The 18,475-nt window shown below is 41.9% G+C and carries 13 protein-coding genes and 4 tRNA genes; 5 read left to right on the top strand and 12 right to left on the bottom strand.

Annotation, left to right across the window (positions count from 1 at the left end):
* Positions 1-207: 207 nt before the first annotated feature.
* A complete protein-coding gene (gene pheT, locus KO511_RS15850) occupies positions 208-2,595 on the bottom strand; it encodes a phenylalanine--tRNA ligase subunit beta (RefSeq protein WP_215988384.1) in 2,388 nt (795 codons plus the stop codon).
* 18 nt (positions 2,596-2,613) lie between these two features.
* Positions 2,614-3,597, bottom strand: coding sequence for a phenylalanine--tRNA ligase subunit alpha (gene pheS / locus KO511_RS15855; protein WP_215988385.1), 984 nt, complete (start codon positions 3,595-3,597; stop codon positions 2,614-2,616).
* Positions 3,598-3,907: 310 nt separating this feature from the next.
* Here pheS and KO511_RS15860 point away from each other — a divergent pair, with 310 nt between their 5' ends.
* Entirely contained in the window at positions 3,908-4,990 is a 1,083-nt protein-coding gene (locus KO511_RS15860) for a PQQ-dependent sugar dehydrogenase (protein ID WP_215988386.1), read from the top strand.
* Here KO511_RS15860 and KO511_RS15865 read toward each other — a convergent pair.
* A complete protein-coding gene (locus KO511_RS15865) occupies positions 4,987-5,565 on the bottom strand; it encodes a TetR/AcrR family transcriptional regulator (protein WP_215988423.1) in 579 nt (192 codons plus the stop codon). The two genes, KO511_RS15860 and KO511_RS15865, sit on opposite strands and share 4 nt — an antisense overlap.
* 129 nt (positions 5,566-5,694) lie before the next feature.
* Here KO511_RS15865 and KO511_RS15870 point away from each other — a divergent pair, with 129 nt between their 5' ends.
* The gene (locus tag KO511_RS15870) at positions 5,695-6,735 is read left to right on the top strand and encodes an alkene reductase (RefSeq protein ID WP_215988387.1); all 1,041 of its coding nucleotides are present in this window, start codon (positions 5,695-5,697) and stop codon (positions 6,733-6,735) included.
* 101 nt (positions 6,736-6,836) lie between these two features.
* On the opposite strand, the gene KO511_RS15875 is transcribed toward KO511_RS15870, so the two are convergent.
* The 9 genes from KO511_RS15875 to uvrY form a co-directional block, all read right to left on the bottom strand.
* Complete coding sequence (locus KO511_RS15875; RefSeq protein WP_215988388.1) at positions 6,837-7,391, bottom strand: hypothetical protein; 555 nt, start codon at positions 7,389-7,391, stop codon at positions 6,837-6,839.
* Positions 7,388-9,049: a hypothetical protein gene (locus KO511_RS15880; RefSeq protein ID WP_215988389.1), complete on the bottom strand. Its 1,662-nt coding sequence runs from the start codon at positions 9,047-9,049 to the stop codon at positions 7,388-7,390. The genes KO511_RS15875 and KO511_RS15880 overlap by 4 nt, the downstream gene beginning before the upstream one ends.
* Before the next feature lie 464 nt (positions 9,050-9,513).
* Positions 9,514-9,589, bottom strand: a tRNA-Gly gene (locus KO511_RS15885).
* 13 nt (positions 9,590-9,602) lie between these two features.
* Positions 9,603-9,689, bottom strand: a tRNA-Leu gene (locus KO511_RS15890).
* Positions 9,690-9,759: 70 nt separating this feature from the next.
* A tRNA-Gly gene (locus tag KO511_RS15895) sits at positions 9,760-9,835 on the bottom strand.
* Positions 9,836-9,838: 3 nt separating this feature from the next.
* Positions 9,839-9,912, bottom strand: a tRNA-Cys gene (locus KO511_RS15900).
* Between the two features lie 232 nt (positions 9,913-10,144).
* On the bottom strand, positions 10,145-10,702 hold the full coding sequence (pgsA, locus tag KO511_RS15905; protein ID WP_215988390.1) for a CDP-diacylglycerol--glycerol-3-phosphate 3-phosphatidyltransferase: 558 nt from the start codon (positions 10,700-10,702) through the stop codon (positions 10,145-10,147).
* A 77-nt stretch (positions 10,703-10,779) separates the two neighbouring features.
* Positions 10,780-12,612 (bottom strand): excinuclease ABC subunit UvrC, encoded by a 1,833-nt coding sequence (uvrC, locus tag KO511_RS15910; protein ID WP_215988391.1) that lies wholly within the window; start codon positions 12,610-12,612, stop codon positions 10,780-10,782.
* Positions 12,612-13,256, bottom strand: coding sequence for a UvrY/SirA/GacA family response regulator transcription factor (uvrY, locus tag KO511_RS15915; protein WP_125322573.1), 645 nt, complete (start codon positions 13,254-13,256; stop codon positions 12,612-12,614). Before uvrY ends, uvrC begins: the two co-directional genes overlap by 1 nt.
* A 347-nt stretch (positions 13,257-13,603) precedes the next feature.
* On the opposite strand from uvrY, the gene KO511_RS15920 reads away from it, so the two are divergent.
* From KO511_RS15920 to KO511_RS15930, 3 genes are all read left to right on the top strand, one after another.
* Complete coding sequence (locus tag KO511_RS15920) at positions 13,604-14,089, top strand: DUF3015 domain-containing protein (protein WP_171360651.1); 486 nt, start codon at positions 13,604-13,606, stop codon at positions 14,087-14,089.
* Positions 14,090-14,197: 108 nt separating this feature from the next.
* The gene (locus KO511_RS15925) at positions 14,198-16,048 is read left to right on the top strand and encodes an Lnb N-terminal periplasmic domain-containing protein (RefSeq protein WP_215988392.1); all 1,851 of its coding nucleotides are present in this window, start codon (positions 14,198-14,200) and stop codon (positions 16,046-16,048) included.
* Between the two features lie 53 nt (positions 16,049-16,101).
* A complete protein-coding gene (locus tag KO511_RS15930; RefSeq protein WP_215988393.1) occupies positions 16,102-18,465 on the top strand; it encodes a DNA polymerase II in 2,364 nt (787 codons plus the stop codon).
* The last annotated feature ends 10 nt before the right edge of the window (positions 18,466-18,475 follow it).

The raw sequence follows: 18,475 nt of genomic DNA on the forward strand, positions 1-18,475 counted from the left end.
AACATTTACACAGATTATCTATATTTTTCTAATTAAGATTACTAGGACAAAATATAATAATTCTTAATCAAGTTAAAGAGAAGAGGAATTATTATTAATCCCTGAATGAATACTAGACGTACCAATGCAGTCCCCTACTATCATTCCAATAGGCACTATAATGAAAAACCTGCCAGAAGCAGGTTTTTACTATACATTTAGTGTTGATTAGTCCCGAAGAGAAGCACCAAATTTTTCAGAAACATGAGCAACAATAGCATCAACTGCGCCTGCAATATCCGAGTCTTCCAACGTTCGTTCTACCGACTGTAGACTTAGGGCAATGGCAAGGCTCTTCTTGCCTTCCTCTACCCCTTTACCAACATAAACATCAAACAAGCGAGCATCTGTGAGGAATTCTCCTCCTTTTTCGATACACGCTGCAACGATATCGCCAGATGCAATTTCTTCTTCGACAACCAGTGCAATATCACGACGGTTTGAAGGGAACTTAGAAAGCTGTACCGCTTCTGGGATCACCTTAGTGTTGATGGCAGACCACTCGATTTCAAACACAATCGTGCGACCATTTAAACCAAATTTACGCTCAAGCTCTGGATGAACAGTACCAATTACACCGACTTCTTTTCCATCTACCATGATTGCCGCAGATTGTCCTGGATGCAATGCCGGATGCTTGACCGCAGCAAAAGAGTACGCTTTTTCATTCGCAGACAGTTCAAGAATAGCTTCAAGATCGCCTTTCAAATCGAAAAAATCAACCGTGTTAGTTTCTATATCCCAATGTTCTTCACTGCGAGCACCAGCGATCACACCCGCCAGCATTGGTTCTTGGCGCATTCCGTTTTCTGATGACTCACAAGGGATAAAACGCAGGCCATACTCGAAGAGACGAACACGTGGCTGCTGACGCTTTTGATTATGAACAACCGTGTTGAGAAGACCTTGTATCAAACCCAGACGCATCGCTGACATATCAGCAGAAATTGGGAAAGGTAAGATCAGTGGCTCAACATCTGGAACCGTCAGTTTTTGCTGCTCGGGCTCAACAAAACTGTAAGTGATGGCTTCTTGGAAACCACGATCCACGAGCAAGTTACGAACACGTTTCAGTGGAATATTCGCTTCTACATGATCGTGCATTTTTAGATCAGCGGCTGGACTCTGATTTGGAATATTGTCATAGCCATAGATACGACCCACTTCTTCAATCAAATCTTGCTCGATGGCAATATCAAAGCGCCACGTTGGTGCAGTCGCTGTCCAGCCAGCTTCGGTTGTCGCAACTTGCATACCCAAACGCTCTAAAATCTCAACCAGATCTGCATCGGCAATATGATGGCCAAGTAGGCGATCGAGTTTAGTACGGCGCAATGCGACTGTATTTGGTGTTGGCAGATCGCTTGCTGATTCAACGGCAACAACAGGAGCCACTTCACCGCCACAGATTTCAATTAATAGCTCGGTTGCACGCTCCATCGCACTTGCTTGCAATGCATAATCAACACCGCGTTCAAAACGCATTGATGAATCTGTGTGTAAACCATAACTGCGTGCACGACCGCGAATATGATCAGGCGCGAAGAAGGCACACTCTAGTAAAACATCTTGGGTTTCAGACGTTACACCAGAATCCTGACCGCCAAAAATCCCTGCAATACCGAGTGCTTTATTATGATCCGCGATAACCAGTGTATCAGCATTCAATTCCGCTTCACTTCCATCAAGAAGCGTGAGCTTTTCACCCTGCTCAGCCATACGAACCACAATACCACCGTCGATTTTGTTCAAATCGAAAGCATGCATTGGTTGGCCTTGCTCTAGCAAGATGTAGTTCGTAATATCAACCACTGGATCAATCGAACGAATACCACAGCGACGCAGTTTCTCTTGCATCCAAAGCGGCGTTTGGGCTTTAACGTTCACATTTTTAACCACGCGACCAAGGTAGCGAGGACATACTACTGGCGCTTTAACGTCAATAGAGACCGTATCGTCTATTGCAGGAGCCACTGGGTTTATTGCCGGTTCAGTGACGTCCGCACGGTTAAGTACACCGACCTCACGAGCAAGACCACGAATACTAAAACAATCAGCACGGTTTGCAGTAAGGTCAACATCAACAGTGACATCGTTTAGCCCTAAGAACTCACGAAAATCAGTACCAATCGCAGCATTTTCAGCGAGTTCCATAATGCCATCAGACTCAACATCAATACCAAGCTCAGAGAATGAACACAGCATACCATGCGATGGTTGACCACGTAATTTGGCTTTTTTGATTTTGAAATCGCCGGGAAGTACAGCGCCTACGATTGCTACCGCCACCTTAATTCCTAACCGACAATTTGGTGCACCGCATACGATATCAAGCAGTTCATCTTCACCGACGTCAACTTTCGTTACACGTAGTTTATCCGCATCTGGGTGTTGACCACATTCCACAACATGGCCAACCTTAACACCTGTAAAAGAGCCAGCCACAGGAAGAACATCATCAACCTCCAAGCCAGCCATCGTAATTTGGTGAGTCAACTCATCCGTTGAAACCGAAGGGTTCACCCACTCACGAAGCCAAGTTTCGCTAAATTTCATAGTGATGGTTCCCCTAGATTACTTGAACTGTTTTAAGAAACGCAGATCGTTCTCGAAGAACGCTCTTAAATCGTTTACACCGTAGCGAAGCATAGTTAAACGCTCTACGCCCATACCAAATGCAAAACCAGAGTATTTTTCTGCATCAATGCCTACGCTTCGTAGAACATTTGGGTGTACCATGCCACAACCCAATACCTCTAACCATTTACCATTCTTGCCTTTCACATCCACTTCTGCTGAAGGCTCTGTGAACGGGAAGTATGAAGGGCGAAAACGCACTTCAACTTCTTCTTCAAAGAAGTTACACAAGAAGTCATGGAGAATCCCTTTAAGCTGGGCAAAATTAACGTTTTCATCGACTAACATACCTTCCACTTGGTGGAACATTGGTGTGTGAGTTTGGTCGTAATCGTTACGATAAACGCGCCCCGGAGCAATGAAACGAAACGGTGGCTTTCCATTTTCCATTGTGCGGATCTGAACACCTGAAGTGTGCGTACGCAACATAAGATCTGGATTAAAGAAGAAGGTATCATGGTCAGTACGCGCAGGATGATCTTCTGCGATGTTCAGTGCATCAAAATTATGAAATGCATCTTCGATCTCAGGACCGGACTCTGTATTAAAACCTAGTTCACCAAAGAACTGCTCTATACGTTCAACAGTGCGAGTAACAGGGTGCAGGCCACCATTCTCAATACGACGACCAGGTAGAGTGACGTCAATAGTTTCTGCTGCTAATTTCGCTTCTAATTCAGCACGTTGTAGCGCATCTTTTCGAGCCGCAATAGCTTGCTGAACAACGCCTTTGGCTTTGTTGATCTCTTGGCCAGCACTGCGGCGCTCTTCTGGTGGTAGTTTACCTAGGCTTTGAAGCTGAGCGGTCAGCTCACCTTTTTTACCTAGATACTGAACACGCACTTCATCAAGTGCGACTAACGAATCTGCAGCTGTAACAGCAACGTTCGCGTTAGCAATGATCTCTTCTAGATGTTGCATCGTTTCCTCATCTACCTACTGGTAGTTTCTATAAGGTATCCCGACTGGGAGTTTGGGCTTCGTAAATAGCCCTACATAGTAACGAAAGCGGCGTCTAAAGCCAATCTGAAATACGCATTGAGCTGCAATTTAATACAAGTTTTTGCCTTATAGGCCAAGTACTCGCTCTACACTATATACTGCAAGTAGAAAGAATATGTTTTTGTAGCACGAGTTCATCACCAAGCTGAATATCCGGTTGTACAAAGTAAAAAACTACCTAGAGTTGGCTTAAAGGTTAATGCTCAGAAGTGATAAGAAGGAGTGATCAATGCCCAGAACAGCGCTATTGTTAGTTTTGGCCGTATGGATAAGCTTTGCATATAGCCAAGAATACCACACTCAGAAGATTGCATCTGGTCTAAAAGTACCTTGGGGAATGGCGTTTGTTGACAATGATACATTGCTTGTCGCAGAAAGAAATGGCCATATACTTGCCCTTAATACCAAAACGGGAAACACATCTAAGTTGATGGAAAACCCACATAATCTGTACGCGGCAGGCCAAGGCGGCTGGATGGACATCGCTGCGTCTCCCTTTGAAAAAAAGAAGTTCTATGTCACGTATAGCCAGAAAACTCAAACCGGCTCAGACACGGCATTAGCGAGTTTTCTCTATCAATCTGGAAAACTTTCTCATTTCGAAACGATTTTTACCTCTACTTCCAAATCAGACACAAGCCGTCATTACGGAAGTCGCTTAGCGTTTAGTAAAGATCATCTGTATATGAGTATTGGCGACAGAGGAGAAAGACCGAACGGACAAGATCTGAGCACCCATGCTGGCGCTATTTTACGGCTTAATCCAGATGGCAGCGCCGCAAAGAATAATCCTTTTGTCACTTTGCCAAACGCGCAAAAAGAGTTGTGGAGCATTGGGCATCGCAACCCACAAGGTTTATTTTATGATGGCGAGTCAGAAATCCTTTGGTCAATTGAGCATGGGCCAAGAGGTGGTGATGAAATAAACCTCATCAAAAAAGGCGCTAATTACGGTTGGCCCATTACCTCTCATGGAAAAGAGTATTGGGGCCCAATCAATGTTGCAGATACCACAGAGAAAGAAGGGATTGAGTCACCTACTAAGGTTTACATACCATCGATTGCTCCTGCAAGCCTATTATTATACCGAGGCAGCAACTATCCAGAGTTAAACGGTAAACTTCTTGCCCCTGCACTTAAACTAAAGCATATCAATATCGTAACAATAGATGACAGCCAGTCTGCCATTGGAGAAACTCGCATTCTTGAGAGCCTAGATCAACGTATTCGGCATGTCATTGTCAGCCCCACAGACGAGCTTATTTTTAGTACCGATAAGGGCAGCATTTATCGCCTAGTCAAAAATCACTAACTTTTAAGGTAATGAGTTAGTTCTTGCTTTAACTCTCTCAACACGCCGGGTTTAGGTTGGGTATGTGAAAGGGTGCGCATCCCATAAATACCCATTACAACAAACTGGGTCAGTTGTCCGGCAGACTTATTCTTGTTCACGTACCCAGCAACTTGAGCCTGAGAAATTTTATTTTCAATAGAGCGATGCCAATCCTGTAGCATTGAGCCAATTAGCTTTTCTACTTCCAAGTCTTGCTGCGCCAATTCACTTAATGACTTTTGCAATAAACAATCTTTTATCGCCTCTTTCTCGCACTCATCTACTACTGAATCAAGGTAATGATTTAAACCTTCAAAAACGTTAGATTTGGTCTCAAATAAGGCTTCAAATTCGCGAGATTTATCATCACGATATTGCCTTAAAGCTGCTATTAATAACCCACGTTTGTTATCAAACGCGCAATAAATTGAGCCAGGATGTAATCCTGTTGCGGCTTTTAGGTCCTGCATACTGGTTTTTGAATACCCTTTACTTACAAAGGCTTCCATTGCAGAACGTAGCACTGTTTCACGATCAAATTCTGCGCTGCGCATCATCACTCACATTTAAATTATCAACAACACCCTACTCTAACGGATTTTGAACACACATTCAAAAAACATGTTGAATGTTCATTCAAATTAGACTAACTTGAATGAACATTCAAGAATAAAGGGATATCCATGGAACACTTATTTGACGCTTTTAGGCTTAACGACGCTATTACACTCAATAATCGCATCATCATGGCACCACTTACCCGTTGCATGGCAGATGCCAATCTTGTACCAACCGATGACATGGTGAAGTATTATGCTCGCCGCGCAGATACCGGGCTTATCATAAGCGAAGCAACCATCATACGACCGGATGCACAAGGTTATCCCAATACTCCTGGAATCTATACTCAAGCACAAATCGCTGGCTGGCGAAAAGTCACTGACGCTGTTCACCAAAATGGGGGCAAAATGTTCCTTCAGTTATGGCACACAGGTCGAGTCGCACATCCACATTTCTATGACGGTGATTATGTGCTTGCACCTTCCGCTATCGGTGTTGAAGGCACAGTTCCACGTATGCGCGAACTCGAATACATCACACCAAAGCCCGCAAGCCAAGAAGAGATCCTAAAGCTGGTTAAAGATTATCGTCAGGCAGCCATCAATGCGCTTGAAGCTGGGTTTGATGGCGTAGAAATCCACGGAGCCAATGGCTATTTAATTGATCAATTCTTACACTTTTCCAGCAATCAGCGCGAGGATGAATTTGGTGGAAATGCCGAAAATATGGCTCGATTTGCCTTGCAAGTGGTTGACGCTGTATCCGAAGCGATTGGTTCACAAAGAACCGCGCTTCGTCTCTCACCTGGGGCGTATTTTAATATGGAATCTGACCCAAGGGACAAACAGGTTTTTGACTACTTACTACAAGCTTTAGAAAGCAGAAAATTATGCTATCTGCATGTTGGCATATTCGACGATAATATGACTTTTGATTACTTAGGTGGCAAGGTGTCTGACTATATGCGTGCTCATTATAGCAATACCTTGATGGGGGTTGGTGGCTTTACGCCTAAAACTGGCAATGCCGCTTTAGTCGCCGGACAATTTGATTTATTAGCCATAGGTCGCCCATTAATTGCTAACCCAGACTATGTTGCTAAAGTTAAGGCCGGCGAAGTACTCATAGACTACTCAGATGACATGCTTGCACAGCTTGTGTAACTAGAGACTAAAGTAATACAATTTGAACCCCCCAAAAAGCTTTGGGGGGGAAGTATCAAAACATGGACTATGCTAAATGCTTAGTACAAAAATAAAGGGAACTAATTTTCCTCTATTTCTCTTATTAAGCTCTCAGCCTCACTTATGATTTCTTCTATACTTTGCAAGTTTCCTTCTAACTCTCCTAATTCTTCTGCCAGCATTTCTTTGTCCAAAGATTGCACTTTCCGGCGTATAATCTCCGTACCTAATATGTCATGCTGCTTAAATAGTTTAACAGTCATATCCATTTCTCTTTCATTAAGTACATTGGTGTTTATATCATTTAAAAGTCCACTATTCTCAATAGATTCAGAAATTGCTGAAAATTCACTGGATAACTCTTTATCTGAAAGTAATCTTGCTAGTTTGGCATCGATATAAGAACTTTGTAGCTGATTAATTAATTGGTTTGAGTTCTCTGTTTGATCTTTATTTAGAGAAGTTGCAGCAGAATAAACCGAGGTTTTATCTAACTGAGAATCGATAGTACTTCTTTTCGTACCATCAACCAACAATTGTTCTTGCTGCTTAACATCAATAAATAACCACTGATAGCTCCAGCCTGCTACGCATAAAAAAATAATAATTAGGACGATACCTAAAGCTCTAATCACTGTGCAATCTCAAATGAAATCAGTTTACTTTGGGGAAGCATATATGAGCTCGCTATACTTTCTGAATAAGTAGCGTCTGTATTATCCCAAAAGTAGCGATCTCTAGCTGAAAAAGTGTCTTCTTCTTGTTGACTGAATCTACTCCATACGAAGTGAACGCCTTGATGACCTGATACTGTTTCATAGCCTGTATCAATTGAAGGCAATTCTGCACCCGAAGCAACTCCAAAGGTTGAATATGGTGGAATTGGTATTCTTTTGCCCAAATTATCCATATAACTAAGAGCGGTGCGTTCAAGAACGGAGCGTGCAACTTTAAACTGAACATCTTCAGGCACAGCGCTATCAAAATTAATGCTAATAAGGCTATTTAAGTCACTGATACTGTTGGCAGTTGCCCAAGGCTTTAACCAGACACTGTAGTCACTTGACTGTTTAATTTCAGTAGCGTCAATTAAGGCTTTTTTATTGACGTGAGCGGTATAACCTGAAGAAACATCAACCCCATATTGAAAATATAAAGATGGCTTAATGACTTTGACCATTTGATTCAGACTAGAGTCATTGTCTAAGTTACACGCACTAATTGCATTCACCTTAAAGCCCACCTTAACAATATCATTGGTGGGTACTGATGACAATATATTGCCAGCTGACCATGGGTCCTCTGGGGATATCTGCTGCTTGCCTATTGTATTAAATCCAGGAGTCGGCTGACCTTGGCCCACTATGTATGTCTCTACTACAGGAAGCAGATTCTGCGCATCAATGCTCAACACCGAGGAGTTAAATAAAGATAGCGTTGAAGCATCCACTTTTGTTGCAGGCATTTTTTCCCAATTCAACCCTAGATGTGAATATTTTTCAGCTAACTCTTCGACTAATGCTTGATGCTCCAAGTCAAAAGTAAACAATGCATCACCTGCCTCAGTATAAGAGTACTTAGCAAGCATTTGCATTAAATCACCTTTGACGGATTTCATATTTTCCAAGCGTGCACTCTGTCCGTATTCTAGTAATGCTAACCACTCTTCTGCACTCAAGATTGATCTTTCCGCGCTTTTGATAATCGCTTTAGGTATCCTATATTCTTTGTTAGCTTCACTTACCTCTTGTGCCGCGACAGTGAGATCACTTCTAACTCTATCGACCTCTTCCTGTTCAAAGCTACATTCAGTAGATGCCTTTTTACAGTCAGAAAGTTCTTGACTAACCTCTATATATTCCTCCCCTAAAACATCTAAATAAAATTTTGCTTGTTCATACTTCTCTATTTCATTTGCATATTGCTCTCTTACTGAGTTGATCTTAAGCCTCAATTCATGAATTCTATTAATAAGATCTAATTTTTTCTGTATGTATTCGCCAAAGTTTTTATAAAATTCCAATAATTCATTATCGACACGCTCAATTGCTTCAACAGTTGAGCGATAGTGACCACAAATATTTCTACCATAGCTGTTAGGAGTAAAAGACCCTTCTTTTATAGTTCCATTAGCTTGGGGCACAACATATGCGGTTGAACAACTTTGGTCAAAATATAATTGATTATTTTCAAATGGAATATTTATATTTTTACATCGATTTATATTAGGAGTAGATAAAACAGACCAGCTTGGAATAATGAGCCCTGCTAACATAAAATGTCTATATTTCATTTATTGCCCTATTTATATTGAAAAATATTGAGAATTTCTCATCATTAAGAAATTATGCTAAGTACGAACATTAGATTATATGCTCCCCTCTAGTAAAAATAGTGGAACCATATAAAACAATTCATCATGGCTACTTTAGGCAAAGTTTATATTTACATCAATTATAATTTTTATTTAAAACTCACACATATAGATACAAATGATGACAATAAGAACAGTAAGGAAAATATGAGATTATTTGGTTTTTTTTAAACTAAAGGAAAATTTAGTTGTAATATCATTTATTAAAATGCTATAGAGGAAAAGGTATAAGGAGAGCACGGTCAACAAGAATTATCAATATTCACTTAATCGCTAAGATAGAGAAATACGGGCACCACTACCCTCAAAAATCATTATGTAAATAATGATAGGCGATAAACTCCAAAATAAAAAAAACCGCCTTTTAGGCGGTTTTTTATTTTTGGAGCGACACATGAGGTTCGAACTCATGACCTCAACCTTGGCAAGGTTGCGCTCTACCAACTGAGCTAGTGTCGCGTATTTGGTTAGATGGTGCCCCGGGCCGGACTTGAACCGGCACAGCGCGAACGCCGAGGGATTTTAAATCCCTTGTGTCTACCAATTCCACCACCAGGGCACGCAAATCTAAAACTTGCGATGGAGACACCATCTTGATAATGATTGTTGGTCATCACTATCATAAAATTTGGAGCGACACATGAGGTTCGAACTCATGACCTCAACCTTGGCAAGGTTGCGCTCTACCAACTGAGCTAGTGTCGCAAATGGAGGCGCGTCCCGGAGTCGAACCGAGGTCCACGGATTTGCAATCCGCTGCATAGCCACTCTGCCAACGCGCCTTTGTAACTCCAATCGATTCGCTTTTTTGTTGCGTTCCTCTTGGGTACGGGATGCATTTTACGGATTCGAACTAATGAGTCAACACTATTTTTTATTTTTTGAATCGTTTGACTAATTATACGCCAAAAAGGGCTAATTTGATTAATAAAGTCGCACAAATTCTTTGAATTTAGCTAAGTTAGCTGTTGTAAAGTCGATGCGATAACAAAAAAACGGGCATAAGCCCGTTTTTCAGTGGTGTTCCTCATTGAGGAGGTCATCTTTGGCAGCTACTAGGTACTGGGCCATCGACCAATATGTCAGAAAAGTCGCCACATAGAGGCTGATATAACCTAGCCAAACCATCCAATCGTCATAACGCCAGATAAGCACCCACAGTGCAAACATCTGACTGAGCGTTTTGACCTTACCAACCCAAGAAACGGCAACGCTCGCGCGTTTACCAATTTCAGCCATCCACTCACGTAGAGCCGAAATAATAATTTCACGGGCAATCATAGTAACCGCAGGAATGGTTACCCAAATACTATGATAGTGATCAGTAATCAAAATCAATGCACTTGCCACTAAAACTTTATCAGCCACTGGATCAATAAAAGCACCAAAACGAGACATTTGGCCCAATTTACGCGCCAACATCCCATCCAGCCAATCGGTAAAGCCTGCAACCCAAAAAACCATCGCAGCGGCAAAAGGGGACCAGCTATAGGGAAGATAATACACCACAACAAACACTGGTATCAGAAGAAGTCGTAGTAATGATAAAATATTAGGGATAGTTAAACGCATATTTATTGAGGCTCTTATCGTTTGCGTATTGCTCTGTTCACTGCTTAACAACAGGGCCCTATGGTGCGGGATTTTTCCTATTGTTTCAATGCTTGATAAATGTTTTCTGCCAAAGAAGCACTAATCCCCGGAACTTTGCTAATTTCTTCTACATTAGCACGACGAAGTTCTTGCAGCCCCCCCATGTATTTAAGTAAAGCTTGGCGACGTTTTGGCCCAATACCTTCTATCTCCTCTAAAGCGCTTGTTCTTCGAGTTTTACCTCTCTTCGCTCTATGGCCAGCAATAGCATGGTTATGGCTTTCATCACGTATATGTTGCATTAGATGCAATGCTGGAGCATCGCTTGGCAAATGAAATTCATCTCCACTAGGGGTAACTAATGTTTCCAACCCGGGTTTACGAGTCACTCCCTTAGCAATTCCAATCAAGCGAGGACGTTTTGGCCAGTCGTTCCAGTAACTAGAAATAATCTCGACCGCACGGTTGAGCTGCCCTTTCCCGCCATCAATAAATATAATATCTGGGATCTTATCCACATCCATTTGCTTAGAATAGCGACGCTCAAGGACTTGCCCCATCGCCGCATAATCATCCCCACCCGTAATACCATTAATGTTATAGCGGCGATACTCTTGCTTCAGAGGGCCTTCTTGGTTGAACACCACACAAGACGCGATAGTACTTTCACCCTGAGTATGAGAGATATCAAAACACTCCATTCGCATAATACTCTCGATATTTAGCAACTCACGCAGTGCTTTAAAACGTTGAGATATGGTCATCTTGTGATTAATTTTACTGGTTACTGCTGCTAATGCATTAGTATTGGCAAGTTTTAGGTAACGTGAACGCGCTCCAGTAGGTTTCAAATGGAAATGAACTTTACGGCCTGCGATATCGCTAAGAACTTGCTGCAATGGTTTAGAGTCATCAATCAAACCTGGATTTACAATAATTCCGACCGGGATAGTACGCGCCTCATTATGGCTTAAGTAATACTGGCTCAAAAAGCTGTAAAACACTTCTTGCTGGGTCGTGTTATTCGGGATTTTGGGAAAATGACTACGACTACCCAGCACCTTACCCTGACGAATCATCAAAATATGAATACACGCAACACCATTTTCTTGTGCAAAGCCAAGCACATCCATATCTTCTTGAGAATCATGAGAGACAAACTGCTGTTCTTGAACTCGACGTATTGCCTGTATTTGATCGCGCAGCTTTGCGGCATCTTCAAACCTCAATTGCTGGCTGGCCATTTCCATGTTTTCTACCAATGTTGACAGTACCTGTTGGTCTTTACCTTGTAAAAATAAACGCACGAGGTTAACCAATGCTGAGTAATCTTGGTCTGAAATGATGTCGCTAACACAAGGACCGGAACAGCGACCAATTTGGTACATAAGACATGGGCGCGTCCGGTTACTGTATACCGTATCTTCACACTGCCTAACAGGAAGAATTTTTTGAATTAAATGTAGGGTCTCACGTACAGCCCCCGCATCTGGGTATGGTCCAAAGTACTCCCCCTTACGCTTTTTGGCACCTCGATGCATAGATAATCTAGGGTGTTTGTGACCACTGATGAAAACATAAGGATAAGATTTATCATCACGAAGCAGCACATTGTACTTGGGCAAATACTGCTTAATGTAATTATGCTCTAGGATAAGAGCTTCAGTTTCAGTATGTGTAATAGTGACATCGATCTGAGTAATATTACTCACTAATGCTCGGGTTTTTTCACTATCTACTTTGGTGCGAAAATAACTAGAGAGGCGTTTTTTTAAGTCTTTGGCTTTACCAACATAAATAACAAAAGCCTCGGCGTTATACATTCTGTAAACGCCAGGCTGGTTAGTGACCGTCTTTAAAAAAGAAGCCGAGTCAAAAGGAACGGTCACTACAAAGTCTCTGTATCTAACATTCCATGGCGAATGGCCAAATGGGTCAGCTCTACATCACCATTGATACCAAGCTTATTAAACAACCTATAACGATAACTATTCACCGTTTTGGGGCTTAAATTGAGCTGTTCTGAGATATCGGTGACTTTCTGCCCTTTGGTAATCATCATCATAATTTGCAGTTCACGCTCAGAAAGCTCCGCAAACGGATTTTCTGAAGCAGAAGAAAACTGGCTTAGTGCCATCTGCTGCGCGATTTCAGGCGAAATATAACGCTGACCACTATTAACGATACGTATTGCGTTGACCATTTCATCTGGCCCCGCCCCTTTCGTCAGGTACCCTGCAGCACCTGCTTGCATCACTTTGGTTGGAAACGGATTTTCCGTATGAACAGTTAAAACGATGATTTTCACATCAGGATTAAAACGCAGGATTTTCTTGGTCGATTCTAAACCACCAATACCCGGCATATTCATATCCATCAAAATAACATCGGTATGATTCGACCGACACCATTTTACTGCGTCTTCACCGCTCTCAGCTTCCCCTGCTACGTTCATTCCACGGACGTCTTCAATAATACGTCGTATCCCTGTGCGAACCAGCTCGTGATCATCTACAAGGAAAACATTTATCAAACTTGTATCTCCACACTTTTTGATTGGCTCTGCACCCACTTCAAGTAGTGGATAACAGCATGGCTGCTTATTCTAACCTAATTATGGTTTGTAACTTACTCTGAATATGTGCTCAAACGCAAACTTTAGCAAGTACTTATTTTCATATCTGCTTCTAGTAGGCTAACTATACGACTATTGATAATAATAGCCGTATAGTACTGTTATGACTACAAATTAAGCTTATACACTCATTCACTTATCATAGTAATTGCAAGATAGAAGGATTTAATCTATTAATACTCGGTGCGGCACACATTAGCGCATGTTATATCAAAAATTTTAATTATGACTTCTAAGGATATGTTATGAAAAAGCTTCTAGCAGCGACAGTACTGGCATCTACATTACCTATGTCTGGTCTTGTGATGGCAGACAATGACGTTGGCTGTGGATTGGGAACTATGGTCTTTGATGGTAATGAAGGAAAAGTATCAAAAATCCTTGCGGCAACAACAAACGGTACATCTGGCAACCAAACTTTTGGTATCACTTTTGGTACTCTCGGCTGTGACGGTACAGGTAAAGTGACTTCTTCACAGAAATTAGCCATGTTTATCGATGGAAACATCGACAACTTGGCTCGTGACATGGCCAAAGGTCAAGGTGAAACTTTAGCGACACTTTCTGAAGTCTGGGGCATAAACGAAGCTGACAAAGCAACATTCAACTCAATGGCGCAAGAAAACTTTGCACAAGTTTTCGTTTCAGAAAATGTGACCTCTCAACAAGTGTTTACCAACCTAAATCAAATGGTTGCTAGCGATACAAAGCTTGCTAACTACGCAATTTAAAATCGCTAAATTCTAGGTGCCACTTCGGTGGCATTTTTCTTTTATCAGTTACAAATACCGATAAATCACGAGCCATTCGCTGTTAGCTAATACAAGAACATCTCTTTTATGAAGTCCTTCCGAATCAAGATTTCCCAATTACTTAGCTTAAGTTTGATAGTGCCTAGTACCTACGCTACCACCCAATTTGAGGTGAGAGAGCTATCGCAGGATGCATACTGGCTAAAATTAGGCCATTATCTTCCCGGTCTATTATCCGGTTATAAAAGTACTATCGACAATGAGTCGTTTTTCCTTTCTCCAGATGGTATGAATTCACCGATAGCAGAGTTACAAGCGACCATAGACCTACTCTATTCATCTGATAAAGAACTTGCCAAGCAGACACAGTGTCGTTATCCAGCACGCTACACCTGGCTTGAAAGCCAACAAGGTAGAAGTGCTGAGCTATCATGTCCAGAGCTAGATACATGGCGAGAAGTCATTGACCCTGAAGGGCTAACACTCGTTTTCCCCACAGCATTTATGAACAATCCTTCTTCCATGTTCGGTCACACATTACTGCGTATTGATGCTAAAGATCAAACAAGGAACAAAGAGTTAGTTGCTTTCGCTGTTAATTTTGCCGCAGAGCCTGAAACCCAAGATAACCCCGCCCTATTTGCAATAAAAGGGCTTATTGGTCGTTATCCTGGCCGCTACGCTGTTATGCCCTATTACAAAAAAGTTCGTGAGTATAATGATATTGAGTCAAGAGACATATGGGAATATAAGCTCAAATTCACACCACAGGAAGTTGAACGCATTCTGCTTCATTTATGGGAGATGCAATATGCCGAATTTGATTATTATTTCCTCGATGAAAATTGTTCTTACCAATTGCTATCATTGCTAGAGCTGGCACGTGAGGATCTTTCGCTAACCAAACACTTTTCAGTGCAAGTTATACCTTCAGACACGGTTCGTGCCCTTGCTGAATCGGACTTGTTGGAAGCGCCTCAATACCGAGCCGCATTTGGTACTCGATTACTGCATCTTGCGAATGAAGTAGATGAAAGGCTTTTCATCGCGGCTAAAAATGCAACTGAAGGGATTTTTCCGAACCCAGCGGACTATTCAGACACAGAGCACGCAGCAATCTTAGAACTTGCTTATGAGTGGCTCAATTTCCAATTATACGATCAAGGTTTAGAGCGTGATCCAACAGCCAAGCGCCTGACCCAACTGCTTTACCAAAGAAGTAGAATAAAAGTCGGCTCTCCTTTTTCAGCCGTTGAGATGCCTTCAGTATCACCTGAACAAGGCCATGCTTCTGCTCGTTTCGGTTTGAGTTATCAATATTGGAATGACAAAAATAATCAAGCCACATTAGAATGGCGAGCCGCTTATCATGATTTACTCGATTCACAAGATGGCTTTGTGGCAGGCGCACAAATCAATTTTCTCGATACACAATTAAGCATCGACAAGGAAGGCACAACAAGGCTTGAGCGATTTTATTTCCTCGATACTATGGCTCTTGCTCCTAGCAATAGAATCTTTGATAGCTGGTCATGGAATATGCGTACTGGATTTGATCGCCAGCCGATTTCACAAGCTATGTCAGGCCGTTGGTTCGCACAAGGAGGTTATGGTAAAGCATGGGGAGCATCAGATCAGACTCATTTCTACTCTCTGCTTTCAGGTGAATTGAATGGTGGAGAACTGACCGACTACAGCTTAGTCCCAGGTTTGGGGGTTGAGGCAGGAGCGCTTTTTCAAATCAGCAGTAAGCACAGATTCGGAGTACAAGCTCAGTATCTTGCACTCATTGATTCTGACCAAGACAATCATTCCAACATCAACATCAATTGGAATTGGTCATTTAACAGTAATTTCGCTCTTAGAACTCAACTCACATACCAGAAATGGCAGTCAGATGATATTGGCGCAAAACTCACTGGTTTTATTTATTATTAGGCACTATTGAGCTTATGCTAAACTAGTTCCGAATTTCTTGTAGAGCACTGTCCATGTCTGTCCAGCACGGTTTTTTACTGACTCGCCAAGCCAGAGACATTTCTGGTCACACTCAGATTGAACTTTGGCTTGCCACTGATAATGGCCCTGTTCAGTTGCTAGTAGACGGGGAAAAACCTGTCTTCTTCATTCCACAAGAATCCGCATTACTGTGTCAGGGGATCATCGAAAAGTTCAACCTTAACGCCACCATTAAACCACTTTCACTCACTAGCTTTGACGGCATTGAACTTGCTGCATGCTACTGCTCAGGCATTAAACAAGCACAGCAGCTAAGTCAAGCACTTAAAAAGACAGATACCTTAGTACTAGAAGATGATGTTCGTCTTGCTGACCGCTATCTAATGGAGCGTTTTATTCAAGGGAGCCTTGAGTTTACAGGTGAGCCTCTAGTAAAACACGGCTACACACGATTTAATAGCGTGAAATGTCGCCAATTTGATTATATTCCTCACTTAAAAGTGGTTTCATTAGATATTGAGTGTTCTGAGAAAGGCATATTGTATTCAGTCGGGCTAGACAGTCCAATGGATAGTCGTGTCATTATGATTGGCGATGACCAGCAAGCAGAAACTTCCATTGAGTGGGTAGCAGATGAAAAGCAACTGCTCCATTCATTGATCCGCTGGTTCGCACAATTTGACCCTGACGTTATTATTGGCTGGAACGTCCTCGACTTTGATTTTAGGCTATTACACAAGCGTGCTGAATGGCATAAAATCCAGCTGAAAATAGGCCGAGCTAATCAAAAAAGTTTTTTCCGTATATCACCAAATACGCAGCAAGCCTTCGTTTCAATTCCTGGTAGAGTTGTAATGGATGGTATTGATACGCTTAAAACCGCCACATATTACTTTCGCAGCTGGTCACTTGAATCTGTATCGCAAGAACTACTAGGCGAAGGTAAAAAAATTCATAATGTGCATGACAGAATGGATGAAATTAACCAGATGTTCCTAAAGGATAAACCTTCTCTGGCGAAGTATAATCTCCATGACTGTATCTTGGTTAATAAAATTTTCTCCCAAACACATTTACTAGAATTTGCCATCGAACGTGCAAAGCTGACAGGGGTTGAGCTTGATCGTGTAGGTGGCTCCGTTGCCGCATTCACCAATCTTTACTTGCCTCAAATTCATCGCGCTGGTTATGTCGCACCCAACTTATACCCTGAAAATTGGTTAGCGAGTCCGGGCGGTTATGTTATGGACTCGATACCCAATCTTTATGATTCAGTCATAGTGCTGGACTTTAAAAGCCTCTATCCGTCTATTATTCGATCGTTTCTTATCGATCCCATGGGATTAATCGAGGGTCTCAAGTTAACTATTGGTAAACATCAGCATCAAGCAGTAGAAGGTTTTCGTGGCGGTCAGTTTCATCGTAGTAAACATTTTCTACCAGCCATGATAGAAAACCTTTGGGCAGCACGAGATAAGGCTAAGAGAAATAACGCAAAAGCATTTTCTCAGGCGATTAAAATTATTATGAACTCGTTTTACGGCGTATTGGGCTCTGCTGGATGTCGATTTTTTGATACGCGGTTGGCATCAAGTATCACCATGCGTGGACACGAAATAATGAAACAAACCAAACAACTGATCGAAGACAAAGGCTATCAAGTTATCTATGGGGACACGGATTCAACATTTGTTTCATTGAATGGGAAACATTCACAAACTCAAGCCGATAAAATTGGTCAGGAACTTGTTGATGATATTAATCATTGGTGGACAAAACAGCTAAAAGAACAATACAACTTAACTTCGATTCTCGAATTGGAATACGAAACGCATTATAGGAAGTTTTTAATGCCAACGATCCGAGGTCAGGAAACAGGGTCAAAAAAACGTTATGCGGGACTCATTGGTGAAGGTGAGTCGGAAGAAATTATCTTTAAGGGATTAGAAAGTGCCCGTACTGACTGGACCCCTCTCTCTCAGCGTTTTCAGCACCAGCTCTATTCAATGATTTTTCATGAGCAAGATCCTACGGAGTTTATCCAAGAATTTGTTGAGCAAACACTCGCAGGGAGATTCGATTCAGAACTAGTTTATCAAAAGCGTCTTCGTCGAAAATTGCATGAGTATAAAAAAAACATCCCTCCCCAAGTAAAGGCTGCACGTTTTGCGGACGAGATTAATGCCCAGCTAGGACGGCCTCTTCAATATCAAAACAAAGGCAGGATTGAGTACGTTATTACCCTTTCTGGTGCTGAGCCACTGGAATATCAAAAGAGTCCGATTGATTACCAGCACTATATCGATAAACAGCTAAAACCTGTAGCAGAAGCTATCTTACCCTTCGTCGGTATCAATTTCGCAAGCCTTTGTGAACCTCAGCTTGGCTTGTTCTAAACCAGAATAC

It is taken from the genome of Vibrio hepatarius, assembly GCF_018860525.1.
GTDB lineage: Bacteria > Pseudomonadota > Gammaproteobacteria > Enterobacterales > Vibrionaceae > Vibrio > Vibrio hepatarius_B.